12 protein-coding genes are annotated in these 12,792 nt (G+C 47.7%); 5 read left to right on the top strand and 7 right to left on the bottom strand.

Annotation, left to right across the window (positions count from 1 at the left end; translation table 11 throughout):
• Positions 1-40 precede the first annotated feature (40 nt).
• Positions 41-1,339 (bottom strand): AarF/ABC1/UbiB kinase family protein, encoded by a 1,299-nt coding sequence (locus FTT89_RS11765; protein ID WP_180061426.1) that lies wholly within the window; start codon positions 1,337-1,339, stop codon positions 41-43.
• Positions 1,340-1,398: 59 nt separating this feature from the next.
• Entirely contained in the window at positions 1,399-2,172 is a 774-nt protein-coding gene (locus tag FTT89_RS11760) for a HesA/MoeB/ThiF family protein (protein ID WP_180061425.1), read from the bottom strand.
• A 294-nt stretch (positions 2,173-2,466) separates the two neighbouring features.
• Between FTT89_RS11760 and FTT89_RS11755 the strand changes: the two genes are divergently transcribed.
• Positions 2,467-2,967: a pyridoxamine 5'-phosphate oxidase family protein gene (locus tag FTT89_RS11755; RefSeq protein ID WP_005178694.1), complete on the top strand. Its 501-nt coding sequence runs from the start codon at positions 2,467-2,469 to the stop codon at positions 2,965-2,967.
• A 181-nt stretch (positions 2,968-3,148) separates the two neighbouring features.
• Here FTT89_RS11755 and FTT89_RS11750 read toward each other — a convergent pair whose 3' ends face one another.
• The 3 genes from FTT89_RS11750 to FTT89_RS11740 all read right to left on the bottom strand — a co-directional run bounded on the left by FTT89_RS11750 (position 3,149) and on the right by FTT89_RS11740 (position 7,173).
• Positions 3,149-4,789: an AMP-binding protein gene (locus FTT89_RS11750; RefSeq protein ID WP_180061424.1), complete on the bottom strand. Its 1,641-nt coding sequence runs from the start codon at positions 4,787-4,789 to the stop codon at positions 3,149-3,151.
• A gap of 298 nt (positions 4,790-5,087) precedes the next feature.
• A complete protein-coding gene (locus tag FTT89_RS11745) occupies positions 5,088-6,224 on the bottom strand; it encodes an acyl-CoA dehydrogenase family protein (protein WP_005178699.1) in 1,137 nt (378 codons plus the stop codon).
• 178 nt (positions 6,225-6,402) lie between these two features.
• The gene (locus tag FTT89_RS11740) at positions 6,403-7,173 is read right to left on the bottom strand and encodes a 3-hydroxyacyl-CoA dehydrogenase (protein ID WP_005178702.1); all 771 of its coding nucleotides are present in this window, start codon (positions 7,171-7,173) and stop codon (positions 6,403-6,405) included.
• 159 nt (positions 7,174-7,332) lie between these two features.
• Here FTT89_RS11740 and FTT89_RS11735 point away from each other — a divergent pair, with 159 nt between their 5' ends.
• From FTT89_RS11735 to FTT89_RS11725, 3 genes are all read left to right on the top strand, one after another.
• Positions 7,333-8,352 carry an AraC family transcriptional regulator gene (locus FTT89_RS11735; RefSeq protein WP_016659091.1) on the top strand — a complete coding sequence of 340 codons (1,020 nt, stop codon included), beginning with the start codon at positions 7,333-7,335 and terminating at the stop codon, positions 8,350-8,352.
• A gap of 223 nt (positions 8,353-8,575) precedes the next feature.
• Positions 8,576-8,926, top strand: coding sequence for a hypothetical protein (locus tag FTT89_RS11730; protein ID WP_005178707.1), 351 nt, complete (start codon positions 8,576-8,578; stop codon positions 8,924-8,926).
• Positions 8,927-9,075: 149 nt separating this feature from the next.
• Entirely contained in the window at positions 9,076-9,987 is a 912-nt protein-coding gene (locus FTT89_RS11725) for a bestrophin family protein (RefSeq protein WP_005178708.1), read from the top strand.
• Here FTT89_RS11725 and prmC read toward each other — a convergent pair.
• Positions 9,984-10,811, bottom strand: a complete 828-nt coding sequence (prmC, locus tag FTT89_RS11720) for a peptide chain release factor N(5)-glutamine methyltransferase (RefSeq protein WP_180061423.1) — start codon at positions 10,809-10,811, stop codon at positions 9,984-9,986. The genes FTT89_RS11725 and prmC overlap by 4 nt on opposite strands.
• Entirely contained in the window at positions 10,811-11,899 is a 1,089-nt protein-coding gene (gene prfA, locus FTT89_RS11715) for a peptide chain release factor 1 (RefSeq protein ID WP_005178710.1), read from the bottom strand. The genes prmC and prfA overlap by 1 nt, the downstream gene beginning before the upstream one ends.
• Positions 11,900-12,257: 358 nt before the next feature.
• Here prfA and FTT89_RS11710 point away from each other — a divergent pair, with 358 nt between their 5' ends.
• Positions 12,258-12,680: a glycine zipper domain-containing protein gene (locus tag FTT89_RS11710; RefSeq protein WP_005178713.1), complete on the top strand. Its 423-nt coding sequence runs from the start codon at positions 12,258-12,260 to the stop codon at positions 12,678-12,680.
• Positions 12,681-12,792 lie beyond the last annotated feature (112 nt).

Raw genomic sequence — 12,792 nt, 5'->3', positions numbered from 1 at the left:
GCAACAGCTTGTTATATAAAAGCTGGGCGATGTCTATAAATTAATGTTTGAGCAGCAGATTTGGGTCCATACTTTGTACCATCTGCAAGCGCTGGTCGGCATAAATGTCTGTATACGGCGCCAGGATACGCATGAAACGGTCAAAGTACAGCATTTGCTTGAACAGCAGCGCGAAATCACGCGGGAAACGGATGCCATGACGTTCACCAACCGCCACCATATCCATCATGATGTCATTTAAATCGGCCGGATTTGAACTGAGGATTTCCTGTGGATCGGCCAGCAGTACACCACTAAACAGACGTTCCAAATCTTGCGCCAGCACTTGGGTGTTAATCTGGGTATCGGTCATGCCCATTTTCAGCATGTTTTCCGCCATCAGCGTGTAGTCGGTATTCTGCAAGGCATCCATAAAGGCGATACAAGCGGTCCAGACTTCCGGCTTCAGCTGCCCGACAATCCCAAAATCAATAAAACCGACGCGGCCATCTTCCAGCAACATCAGGTTGCCGGCATGCAGGTCGGCATGGAAACTGTTACACATCATCAGGCTGCCAAACCAGGTATTCATGGCGGTAATTAACACCTGCGACGGGTCTTTGGCATACTGTTTTACCACTTCAAAATCGGTTAAAGGCACCCCGAAAAGACGCTGCATGGTCAACACCCGGCGAGTGGAATACTGATGATAAACCTTCGGCGCTGTTGCAGCCTGATTCTGGGTCAGGTTCAGATAATTGACAAAATCATCCAGGTTTTTGGCTTCTTCAATAAAGTCGACTTCGCGCACCATACGGACTTTAATTTCTTCGACAATATCGGCCAGAGAGGCGAATTTTACTTTTGGTACGGCTTTTTCCAGCAGCTTTGTGGCCCAGTGCAGCACATTCAGGTCAGTATATAAAATGGTTTCCACACCCGGTTTCTGGACTTTAATCACCACATCTTCGCCCGAGACCAGCTTGGCAGCATGCACCTGGGCAATGGAAGCCGAAGCTAGCGGGGTTTCATCAATCGAGGCAAAAATTTCGCCTAAATCACGCCCGGTGAATTCTGAAGCCAGCACCTGCTGTACATAGCTAAACGGCAATGATGGAGTTTGATCTAAACAGCCCTGAAACTCTTCCACATACTCACGTGGAAACAAGGACGGCGTGCTGGCAATAAACTGTCCCAGCTTGATATAGGTTGAACCGAGCGATTCAAAGGTTTCACGCATCAGTTTGGCATTGCTGGGTTTTTCAGTCGCATATTTCAGGCCGGCTTTGGCCGCCACGACCGCCGTTTCGCCCATACGCGCCACGGAACGAAGGCCATCTAACCAGATATTGTTTTTCATAATGTCTTCGATGAAATTAAATTTGAGTCAGTGTAGCAAAAAATTGATGTCAGATAGATTTATCTTGCCTGACAGCATGGGCAATTTCGGTCTTTTTCAAACGCCAGCAGGCGCTGTTTTAAACTCAGCCCATCCCAGAGCAGCAGCTTCTGTTTTAACGCAGCAATTCCCAGACCTAAATAGATCAAGGTATGATGCGCCTGTAAACTGGCCATCACATTCGGAGTCGTGGCCAGCACACCAGAATCGGCGCAGCGCAGGCTTTCATTGGCCTGATCTTCTTTTGGAAACAGGCATTCATAGCAGGCCGAATCACCTTCTACCATAAACAACTGGCCCTGAAAACCAATGGCCGAGGCACTAATCAGCGCCACCTGATGCTGCACACAAACACGGTTGACCAGATAGCGGGTACTGAAATTATCGCAGCCATCCAAAACCAGATCCTGCTGGGCAATCAGTTCGGCGGCATTGCTGTCATCCAGTTTGGCTGTGATGGCATGTACCTGAATATACGGATTAATCTTTTGCAGACGCTTGGCCAGAATGTCGGCCTTATAGAAGCCTAAATCTTCTGCGCTATAGGCAATTTGACGTTGCAAATTACTGATTTCAATCGTATCGGCATCAATGAGGGTGATTTTTCCGACCCCGGCGCGCGCCAACAGTTCAGCACTGCTACAGCCGATACCGCCACAGCCGACAATCAGCACATTGGCCAGTTTTAATTTTTCCTGCGCTTCGATATCCCAGCCATCCAGCAAAATCTGGCGACTATATAAATGCATTTCTGCATCGCTCAGTTCCTGCCAGTTATCCTCAAGTGTCACCATTTATCTTCCTGTTTTTTGCTGGCTATAGTGTAATTCGATTGATTTTTTTTAACAGCCTTACCCACTGTTTTTTCGGTGTTCGCCGCCCTTCGTTTTATGTATAACCTCTTGGTCTGGATGATATGTAAACAACTGTCTTGCCTGATGCGCTTTTGTTGAGCGCAGATATTGTTTTACCCTGAATCTGTATGAGTTAGGTGAGACCGCTACGCGAAGCACAAAAATCGTTTTACTCTGCTTGTGAATGAGTTCTTTTGCGTAAAAGCGCATTTACTGACATCAGGAGCAAAGCACATGAACGATCAACATAACCGCGACAAATTATGGGAACTGATTAAAGATGTACGCTTCACCATGATCAGTCACCACACCGAAACCCAAGAAATTCATGCACAGCCAATGACCATGCTCAATTCTGAAAAGCTGCATGAACGTCAGAATTTGTATTTTATTTTGCGTGACAGCAATGATCTGGTTACAGCAGTGACCAGCGGCCGTAACCAGATTGGTCTGGCGTTCTCCAAACCCTCAGACGGGATTTATGTGTCGATGAGTGCACATGCGCAAATCAGTACAGATCGTGCCCTGATTGATCAGCTCTGGAATCCATGGGCGGAAAACTGGTTTAACGGCAAGGATGATCCTTCGGTGCGTGTTCTGGTGGCAGAAGCGATTAGTGCCGAATACTGGAATGTCACCGACAATAAAGTCACCCAGTTATTTAAAGTACTGAAAGGCAATCTGACCGGTAAAACTGGTGAACCCAATTCTGAACACCAGAAAATGGATTTATAACAGCCACATATACGCCTTGAAATAGCCATAAAAAAAGTCACGCTTTGACCTGTATTTTGCAGATTCTTGCGTGACTTTTTATAGATAAAAATAAAACTGATAAAAATCAATATCAAGAAACCAAATGTAATGACATACAAATTACATAAATTAAATAATTTTAATTGTCTTCTATCTCCTCTTAACTGACTTTTTCCAACAGTATCTGTTTATCAATTTCCTGCTGCTTAAGGATATTGCGTTGAATCTTGCCGCTGGAGGTTTTGGGTAAAGCCTCGACAAATTCAATCTCTTTCGGATAAGCATGTTTGGATAAACGTGAACGCACATAATGCTGTAGTTTTTGTTCCAGTGCCGGACTTGCAGCAAATTGTGCTTTTAGCACCACAAAGGCTTTAACGATTTCAGTACGCGCCGGGTCCGGTTTACCCACCACGGCTGATTCCAGCACTTCCTCGCATTCCAGCAAGGTGCTTTCGACATCAAACGGTCCGACCCGATAGCCCGAAGTTGTAATGACATCGTCTGCACGCCCAATAAAATCAATTCCGCCCAGCTCATTTAAACGCACCGTATCACCAGTTAAATAGTACTGGCCCACAAAGGATTTACGGTTATGTCCGGCATAGCCTTTAAACCACATTAATGGAGATTGTGATTCATCCAGCGCCAGCGTGCCAATTTCACCCGCGGCAACTTCCTGATGCTGTGCATTTAACACCGCAAAACGATGTCCCGGAATGGCATAACCGGCCGAGCCCACTTTTTTGTGATGTTCCAGCGCATGATGATTGGCAATCACCATGCCCAGTTCAGTTTGTCCGTACTGATCGTAAACATTGACCTCGAAATCCTGTTTAAACCAGTGAATAACTTCTGGGGTTAGTGGCTCACCGGCACTGCTGACCACGCGCAAGGTTTTAGGTACACCGGCAAATTTTTCTTTAAAGCCAAAGAACATACGAAAGGCTGTTGGCGAACCGGCCAAATTGCTGACCTGATATTTTTGAATGACTTCCAGTGCATGATCGACACTAAATGGTCGTTCATCCATGATAATACTATGCCCCAGACTGAGCGGCCCGGTAATGCCATAATACAACCCATATGCCCAGCCCGGATCGGCCAGATTCCAGAACGAATCTTCAGCACGTAAATCGACCGCATACTGCATATAACCTTTAAAGGCCAGCAAGGCTTTTAAAGGCACCGGCACCGATTTTGCCAGACCCGTGGTACCGGAAGTAAACATCATCAGGAAGTCATCTTCAAAGCTGCGCAGTACCGGCTCAAAACTGGCAGAATGCTGATTCAGCTGCTGCCAGAAATCGGCATCACCTGTTCCAGCCGCTTCAGCACCGACGGTTAATATACCAATCTGCTGCAATGAACTGAGTTTGGCGCGTTGCTCGGTATGGGTCACAATAAAGCGGGTATTGGCAGCCTCCAGCCGGTGTTCAATCGCTTTCGATTCAAAGGCTGTAAATAGCGGCTGATAGACCGCGCCCATCCGCCAGGTGGCCAATACGGTAATCAGCAATTCCGGAGTTCTTGGCAGCAGACCGGCAATACAGTCGCCTGCTTTTAAACCCATGGCCTGAAAATAATTGGCCAGCTTGCCTGAAGCCTCAGCCAGCTGATCAAAGCTCCAACGAGCTGATTCACCCTGCTTACCTTCCCAGATCAAAGCGGTGTGCTGCTGTCCAGAATATCGGCCACAGCATTCGGTATAGGCATTCAGTGCCTGTGCCGTTCCCTGTAACTGGGTAGCAATCAGTTGTTCCAAATTAAAATCTTGATAGGCGTCTTGCAACGTTTTCATGGGGGCAACCTCTTATCCTTCGGGGCGATTGATCTGCAAAAACATCCGTATTGCAGAACGTGTTCCTTGTTGTTTTCATGCCATCGGGCTGATGGTCTGCAGTCCATCCGACTGCAGGGTTATTTCTTATACGGCTATTTTTAGATTGTACCCATGCAAAGCGGTCTTCACATGGGAGATGGGTTAGATGATGAATAACATCTTATGCTTCAGTTCAGCATAAGGAGGGCACCACTGCAATTTCCATTGGCCTCAATCGTGATGCCGTGTTTGGACATATTGCTGTATCAACGCCGGTTTAAGACTGGGTCACAGCCCGGGCAATCACCAAACGCTGAATATCCGAAGCGCCTTCATAAATCTGGCTAACCCGAACATCGCGGTAAATCCGTTCTACCGGGAAGTCGGACACATAACCATAACCGCCATGAATCTGGATGGCATCGGAGCAGACGCGCTCTGCCATGGTTGAAGCAAACAGTTTGGCCATCGAAGCCTCTTTTAAACACGGTAAACCGGCATCTTTTAAGCTGGCTGCATGCAAAATCAACTGACGCGCCGCTTCAATTTGCGTGGCCATATCGGCCAGACGAAAAGCCACTGCCTGATGTTGCACGATCTCAACCCCAAAGGCTTTACGTTCATTGGCATATTCCACCGCGGCATCTAAAGCGGCACGCGCCATCCCCACCGATTGGGCGGCAATTCCGATCCGGCCTGATTCCAGATTGGACAAGGCAATTTTGTAGCCTTCGCCTTCCTGACCCAGCAGATGATCAGCCGGAATACGACATTGATCCAATACAATGGTCGCCGTATCGGAACAATGCTGACCCATTTTGTCTTCTAAGCGCGACACGATATATCCGGGGTTCTCGGTCGGGACCAAAAAGCAGGAAATGCCTTTTTTGCCAGCAGATTTATCGGTCACAGCAAAGACCAAAGCCAGCTGCGCATGTTTACCGGTGGTAATAAACTGCTTGGTGCCATTTAATATCCAACTGTCACCATCACGTTCAGCCTTGCATTCGATGGCACTGGCATCGGAACCGACTTGCGGTTCGGTCAGGCAAAAACAGCCTAACCATTCACCGGTCGCCAGTTTGGTCAGATAATGCTGTTTTTGCGCTTCAGTGCCATAACGCTGAATGATGCCGCACGGTAAAGAGTTTTGCACACTCACAATCGTCGAAATCGCACCATCTCCTGCGGCAATTTCCTCTAAAGCCAGCACCAGCGAGATATAATCCAGACCGGCACCACCCCACTGTTCCGATACAGTCATACCCAGTGCACCTAAAGCGCCCAGCTCTTTCAGTTCCTGTGCCGGAAACTGTGCGGTTTTATCGCGTTCGGCCGCGGTCGGTTTCAATTTCTCCTGCGCATAGCTACGCATCATGTCCTGAACCATTTTTTGTTGTTCATTTAAAATCATTGCTTTCTCGTTCTCATTACGTTGGATTCGGCTGAAGTACGCTGGCTGATCTAAAAACTTGGGGGATGGTCTAGCTGCAGCATCAGCACGACAACCAGACCAGATGGGTTTATCTTATTTTTATTTACTTAGGCTATTTATTTAACCCAGCAAAGGGCTGCTTTTTTAAGCATTGTACTTATTTAGGCTGCATCCGGATCGCACCATCCAGACGAATCACCTCACCATTCAAATAGCCATTTTCAAAAATCTGTCCTACCAACTGGGCAAATTCATGTGGCTTAGCCAGACGCGGTGGATATGGCACCATCTGCCCCAAAGCATCCTGCACATGCTGTGGAAAGGCTTTCAGCATTGGTGTTTCCATAATCCCCGGTGCAATGGTCATCACGCGGATCGATTCACGGGCCAGTTCACGCGCTAGCGGCAAGGTCATCGCCACAATCGCACCTTTGGACGCAGAATAGGCCGCCTGACCAATCTGTCCTTCATACGCCGCCACTGAAGCCGTATTGACAATTACACCGCGCTCTTCTTCACCAGCTTGCAGTTGATATTTGGCCATCAGCTGCGCAGCAAAACGAATCATGTTAAAGCTGCCACTGACATTAATGTCCAGCACTTTCTGGAACATGCTTAAGCTATGTAAGCCTTCTTTGCCCAGCACTTTGGCTGAAGGTGCGATGCCGGCACAGTTGACCAGACCATTTAACTGGCCATAGTGCTGCTCAATCTCGGCAAAGAATTGCTCTACCGCGGCTTCATCGGTCACATCCAGCGCCTTAAACTGGGCTTTTTCACCCAATTGCTGTGCCATTTGCGTACCCAGCTCCTGATTCATATCGACCAGAATGACATTGGCCCCCTGCTCCACCAGATACTGTGCAGTAGCAGCGCCCAAACCAGATGCACCACCGGTAACCACACATACTTTTCCTTGAATCTTCATTTTATTTTCCCAAATAGTTTTGTTATCAATGACACATACTCGACTTAAGATGCAGAGTAATCAGACTCCAGCTTGAGTACAATTTCCAAATACAGCATCCTGCATGATGCCTTTGAACAATAGCATTTTTAACATAATTCTAAATTGAATAGACACGCGATGACGCCATCCCATTTGCATTATAGTAAAGGCACCATTTCTATTGCACTGGTGCATGAAGCACTGCAAGCCGCCCAGCAGCAAGGGGTGGAAATTCACTCCATTCTGACCCGGGCCGGTATTCCGCTGGAGCTGATGCATTCGGCCAAAGCGCGGGTGTCGGTGCTGCAATATGGGCAGCTGTGGATTGCCCTGGCCGATGCCATGAATGATGAGTTTTTTGGTATGGACAGCCATCCGCTGCGCCGTGGCAGTTATCGTTTATTGTCCAAATGGGTCTACTCTGCCGATACCATTGAAACCGCACTGAAAGAGATTCTAAAGTTTTTCAACCTGATTCTGGATGATCTGCGCGGGGAACTGCAGCTCAACAAAGATGCTGCTGTGCTGACCCTTCATGATCGGGCGCAGCCCAAAGCCATGTTCAGTTATGCGACTTATTTAATGCTGGTGCATAGCCTGATCTGCTGGCTCAGTGGACAGCGCATTGCCATTCAAAAAATCGAACTAAAATGCCCGGCTCCAAGCGATGATGCAGATTATCGGGTGCGCTTTTGTGAAAACATTCGCTATGAACAACCCGACAACCGAATCTATTTTGATGCGCAGGCTTTGGGTCTAAAAATCAAGCAAGATGAGCGCAGCTGGAAACGCTTTTTACAGCAAACCCCGTATAACCTGCTGGTGCGTTTTAAAAATCCGCATGCGTTAAGCACGATGATTCGCAAACAACTGATGCAGCGTCCGCCAAGTGAATGGCTGGAACTGCATGAACTGACCCGACAACTGAATATGTCAGGCGCCACTTTTCAGCGCCGTTTAAAACAGGAAGGTACCAGCTATCAGCAACTGAAAAATGAAATCCGCCGCGATACCGCGATTGAACTACTCTCGAAAACCGAGCTATCGCTACAAGATATTAGTGAACGGCTGAATTTTCATGATCCAAGTGCCTTTCACCGAGCCTTTAAAAAGTGGACTGGCTTAAATCCGGGGGCCTACCGGCAGAATCAAAGCTAGCCGTTATTTATGCTGATATTTTTAACTCAGAACTTTTAAATATAAGTTGCAATATGAAGCACTTGGCATTTCAAGTGCAGTATTTGAACCGGTCATTCATCGTAACAGCATTGCCAATCACACCAAAATAGATTAATTTTCGCTCAATTTATCGCATAGATTCTATGCAATTTTGGCTGTAATCCCTCCTCCTCCTTGTTGTACTCCATCTTTAGAGGTTCCCATGCTTAAGATGATTGATGTGCTTGCACAAAATCTGGTTCAAAATTTTAATCACGCACTTTCTACTCCTTCAGAGCAACTTGATGAATTGCTGAATCAAGGCATTCTCAACACCTCTGAAGATCAGTTACGTAATGCGATGGCGGCATTTTTTGATCGTGAAGATGCGCTAGAAGCGGCACAAGCCTTAGATATTCCTCAGGAAGATCTGCACGCCTTACAAGCAGGCTTAGCACTTAAAGATGAAAACCTGAGCGAAACGGCAAAAATTGTAGCGCTGTGTCTGGCTTTAGAAACCGATAGCCTGGCTCAGGTGGAAGTATCTGACTGTCTGCAAGATTATCCAATGTAAATCTTGAGCAGTTACCCAACGCCTTATTCAAGTGACGCTACGGCGTCACTTTTTTTGACTGGATTATACTGAATCATCCCAACGTATACGGCTTGCATTGCCTTGTCCGGCTATGGAACACTACGGCTGAGCATCCGCGCAGAAGCACTATGATTATTCGGGATAAAAGCAACAGTTTCGCATTACTTTTTGCATGGTCAGGCACCATCTTGCCCAAGGTCATGCCGGCCTTAATGATGGTGGTGTTCATTTCCACCGTGCTGGTCTATCTGTCCTCGCATCATTATGTACAGGCGCCGGCCGTGCCCGCGATTGGCTTTACCATTTTCGGGGTTATCCTGTCGATTTTCCTCAGTTTCAGAAATACTGCCAGTTATGAACGCTGGTGGGAAGGCCGCAAATTATGGGGGCAGCTGATTGCCACCTCACGCCATCTTGCCCGTGATTCCTATGTGTTGCCGCCCGCCGAACGTCAGGTGCTGATGTATCGGGTAATGCTGTTTAGCAATTTACTGAAAAACCGGCTGCGCACCCAGAATGAGCCGATTGATTTTTATCATAACAAGGTCAATTTAAGCCCGGCCGATTATCAGGCGCTGTTTGGGCATATTAATGCCGCCCAGTTTATTCTGGAACAGATTCAGAAAGATCTGGTCAAGGCCCTGCACAGCGGCGAACTGTCAGATATTGTCTATCATGGCCTGAACAAGCACATTATCAGCTTAGGGGATATTCAGGCCGGTTGTGACCGGATTCTGACCACACCTTTGCCGTTTTCGTATTCGGTATTGCTACACCGCACCGTGTACTGTTTCTGCTTTATTCTGCCTTTTAGTTTAGAGGCGAATTTAGGTATCTGGACCCCCATTCTGGTGGGATTGATTGCCTATCTGTTTTTGGGCTTGGATGCCTTAAGCGAACAGCTGGAAGAACCGTTTGGCCTGCAAGACAATGACCTGCCACTGAGTGCCATGGTCCGGCTAATCGAACGGGAAATGCTGAGTGCCTTGGGTGAAGAATTACCTCCGGCCATTCAGGCGATTAAAGGCAACCTGACTTAATCGCCGAGTTGGCCGATAGTCACCCGATCATTACCGCCATAATCCAGAATGGTGCGTACCGCAACAAAACCGGCATCGTTAAAGATATTTTGCACAGCTACTGCCTGATCATAACCATGCTCTACAGCAATCCAGCCTTGCGGTTTTAACCAGTGCTTGCCTTGCTGAATAATAATCTCAAGATCAGATAAGCCCTGCTTGGCCGCCACTAAGGCCCGTTCAGGTTCGGTGGCCAAATCTTTCATATGTACATCATCAGCCGCAATATACGGTGGATTCGACACAATCAGATCAAACCTCGGCTCGGCAGGAACGCCTAAAGCAGCAAACCAGGCGCCCAGCTTAAACTCTACCCGCTCCAAGTTATGCGTCTGCGCATTTTCTTTGGCAACCGCCAGAGTCGGCGGATAAATATCGGTTGCAGTCACCTGCCAATCCGGACGTTCCGATGCCAAGGCCAAGGCAATCGCACCGGTGCCGGTACCCAAGTCGATAATCGCCGCTTGTGCCGGTAAATCCAGTTGCAAACAGCTTTCTACCAGTACTTCGGTATCTGGTCTTGGCACCAGGGTATCTGGTGTGACTTTTAAATCCAGTGTCCAGAATGGCTGTGAACCGGTGACATAGGCCAAGGGTTCCCCTGCTTCAATCCGGGCAATACCCGCAAGATATTGCTGTTCCTGTTCTGGGCTTAGCTCACGATCGGCCTGATATTTCAGCGCCAAGGCAGATAAACCTAGAATATGCTCCAGTAGCCAGAGATTTTCCTGACGTTCGTAGCTGTCTACTACGCCACGAATGGCCAGTGCATCGGCAATTTTCATTAGCCACCATTTTGCTGGGCAAGTAAAGCCAGCTGATCGGCCTGATATTCACGGTGCAGGCTGTCCAGCAATTCGGTTAAATCACCTTCCATCACTGCATCTAACTTATATAAAGTTAAGTTAATACGATGATCGGTCATCCGCCCTTGCGGATAGTTATAGGTGCGAATACGCTCGGAACGGTCACCGGAACCGACCAAGTCACGACGCATTTCCGAAGTGGCAGCATCTGCTGCAGCACGTTTGGCATTTTCCAGACGTGAGGCCAATAAGGCCATGGCTTTGGCTTTGTTCTTGTGCTGCGAACGTTCTTCCTGACATTCCACTACCGTTCCGGTTGGAATATGGGTAATACGCACCGCAGAGTCAGTTTTGTTGACGTGCTGACCACCAGCACCCGACGCGCGGTAGGTATCAATACGTAAATCTGCCGGGTTAATATCCACCGTGGTATCGACATCAATTTCAGGCAAAATAGCCACGGTACAGGCGGACGTATGTACACGGCCTTGCGATTCAGTTGCCGGAACACGCTGGACACGATGTGCGCCACTTTCAAATTTCAGGCGGCCATAGACCCCGTCACCATTAACCAGACAAATCACTTCTTTATAGCCGCCGTGTTCGCCTTCGTTTTCTGACAGCACTTCAATACGCCAGCCTTGAGATTCGGCATATTTGCTGTACATGCGGAATAAATCGCCGGAGAAAATTGCTGCTTCATCACCACCGGTGCCGGCACGAATTTCCAGATAGGCCGAGTTGGCATCATTCGGATCTTTAGGAATCATCAGGATGTTTAAATCCGCTTCCAGCTGTTCAATCAGTGCCTTGTTTTCCTTGATCTCTTCCTGCGCCATCTCTTTAAAGTCAGGATCGGACAGCATTGCTTCAGCCGTTTCAATATCGGCTTCGGCCTGGGTATATTTGCCCCAGACTTCGGTAATTTCGCTCAGGTCATTGTGTTCGCGCGACAGCTGGCGAAAGCGTTTGTTATCGGAAATGACTTCAGCATCGGCCAAGAGTGCTGTTAATTCTTCGTGACGGTCAGAAAGTTGATCTAATCGTAAACGTAACGATTCTTTCATTGTGCAAATTATCTCAATATACAGGCTGTCGCCCTAATTCAATAAGGCCAGCGAAATCAAAAAATTGCCATAGTTTAACGATTCTGGCCAGCAAATAACATCTTTATTCGTAGCAGAAACTGCGTGGTTGATGGCCAAATCCGGCAAATACGCTACAGCGTGCAAGAGATGCATCCTGCCTCTTTCAATTTAAAGTCTGGGCTGCCGATAAAATCGACAGTTTTAATACAACTTATACAAAGCCGAAACCAAAGCACTGAATTATGAAGGTGCCTCTCCATATTTGCAGGGAATCCTTTTGTTACATTTACTGCCATCAAATGACATTAAAAAGTCCGCTCTTGGACATGGAGTGAATATGAAACTCAATGCTGTTTTATTAAGTGCAACGCTTGCTGCCACTTCTTTCATGACGGTGAATGCACATGCTGACAATGCGACCCGTGTAGCTGCAGCCAGTGCCTTAGGTAGTGTCGCAGGTACAGCCTTAGGTAAAAACATGGGCGGTACCACGGGTGCAACCATTGGTGCGGCTTTAGGTGGTGCAGGTGGCGCAGCTGTAGCCAGTAACAAACGCCATCGTACTGAATCTGCCATTGGCGGTGCCTTAGGTGGCGGTGCGGGTTATACCGTGGGTCAGAACATGGGCGGTACTAACGGTGGTTATATTGGTGCAGCGCTCGGTGCAGCCGGTGGTGCAGCGCTGGGTAACAAGATTTCCAAAGATAAAGAATACGACCGTTACCAGGAACGTAAATGGAAGAAAAAACGTCGTCGTTAATTCTCCCCTTGTAAAAAAAGCATCTTCAGGATGCTTTTTTTACGCCTGGGATTTCATTTTTTCAGTAGATGGATGAGGAGGCAATTATGAAGAGATTCGACAGAAAAATTAC

This window comes from Acinetobacter sp. YH01025 (assembly GCF_013420185.1).
Taxonomy (GTDB): Bacteria; Pseudomonadota; Gammaproteobacteria; order Pseudomonadales; family Moraxellaceae; genus Acinetobacter; species Acinetobacter indicus.
The sequence above is the reverse complement of the archived record's forward strand: the minus strand, read 5'-3'. Positions and strand labels throughout refer to the sequence as shown.

Bases quoted from the DNA above. Each gene is read 5' to 3' on its own strand.
- FTT89_RS11765 (WP_180061426.1), bottom strand. From the start codon at position 1,339: ATGAAAAACAATATCTGGTTAGATGGCCTTCGTTCCGTGGCGCGTATG.
- FTT89_RS11730 (WP_005178707.1), top strand. From the start codon at position 8,576: ATGCTTAAGATGATTGATGTGCTTGCACAAAATCTGGTTCAAAATTTT.
- FTT89_RS11745 (WP_005178699.1), bottom strand. From the start codon at position 6,224: ATGATTTTAAATGAACAACAAAAAATGGTTCAGGACATGATGCGTAGC.
- FTT89_RS11710 (WP_005178713.1), top strand. From the start codon at position 12,258: ATGAAACTCAATGCTGTTTTATTAAGTGCAACGCTTGCTGCCACTTCT.
- FTT89_RS11735 (WP_016659091.1), top strand. From the start codon at position 7,333: ATGACGCCATCCCATTTGCATTATAGTAAAGGCACCATTTCTATTGCA.
- prmC (WP_180061423.1), bottom strand. From the start codon at position 10,811: ATGAAAATTGCCGATGCACTGGCCATTCGTGGCGTAGTAGACAGCTAC.
- FTT89_RS11725 (WP_005178708.1), top strand. From the start codon at position 9,076: ATGATTATTCGGGATAAAAGCAACAGTTTCGCATTACTTTTTGCATGG.
- FTT89_RS11755 (WP_005178694.1), top strand. From the start codon at position 2,467: ATGAACGATCAACATAACCGCGACAAATTATGGGAACTGATTAAAGAT.
- prfA (WP_005178710.1), bottom strand. From the start codon at position 11,899: ATGAAAGAATCGTTACGTTTACGATTAGATCAACTTTCTGACCGTCAC.
- FTT89_RS11760 (WP_180061425.1), bottom strand. From the start codon at position 2,172: ATGGTGACACTTGAGGATAACTGGCAGGAACTGAGCGATGCAGAAATG.
- FTT89_RS11740 (WP_005178702.1), bottom strand. From the start codon at position 7,173: ATGAAGATTCAAGGAAAAGTATGTGTGGTTACCGGTGGTGCATCTGGT.
- FTT89_RS11750 (WP_180061424.1), bottom strand. From the start codon at position 4,789: ATGAAAACGTTGCAAGACGCCTATCAAGATTTTAATTTGGAACAACTG.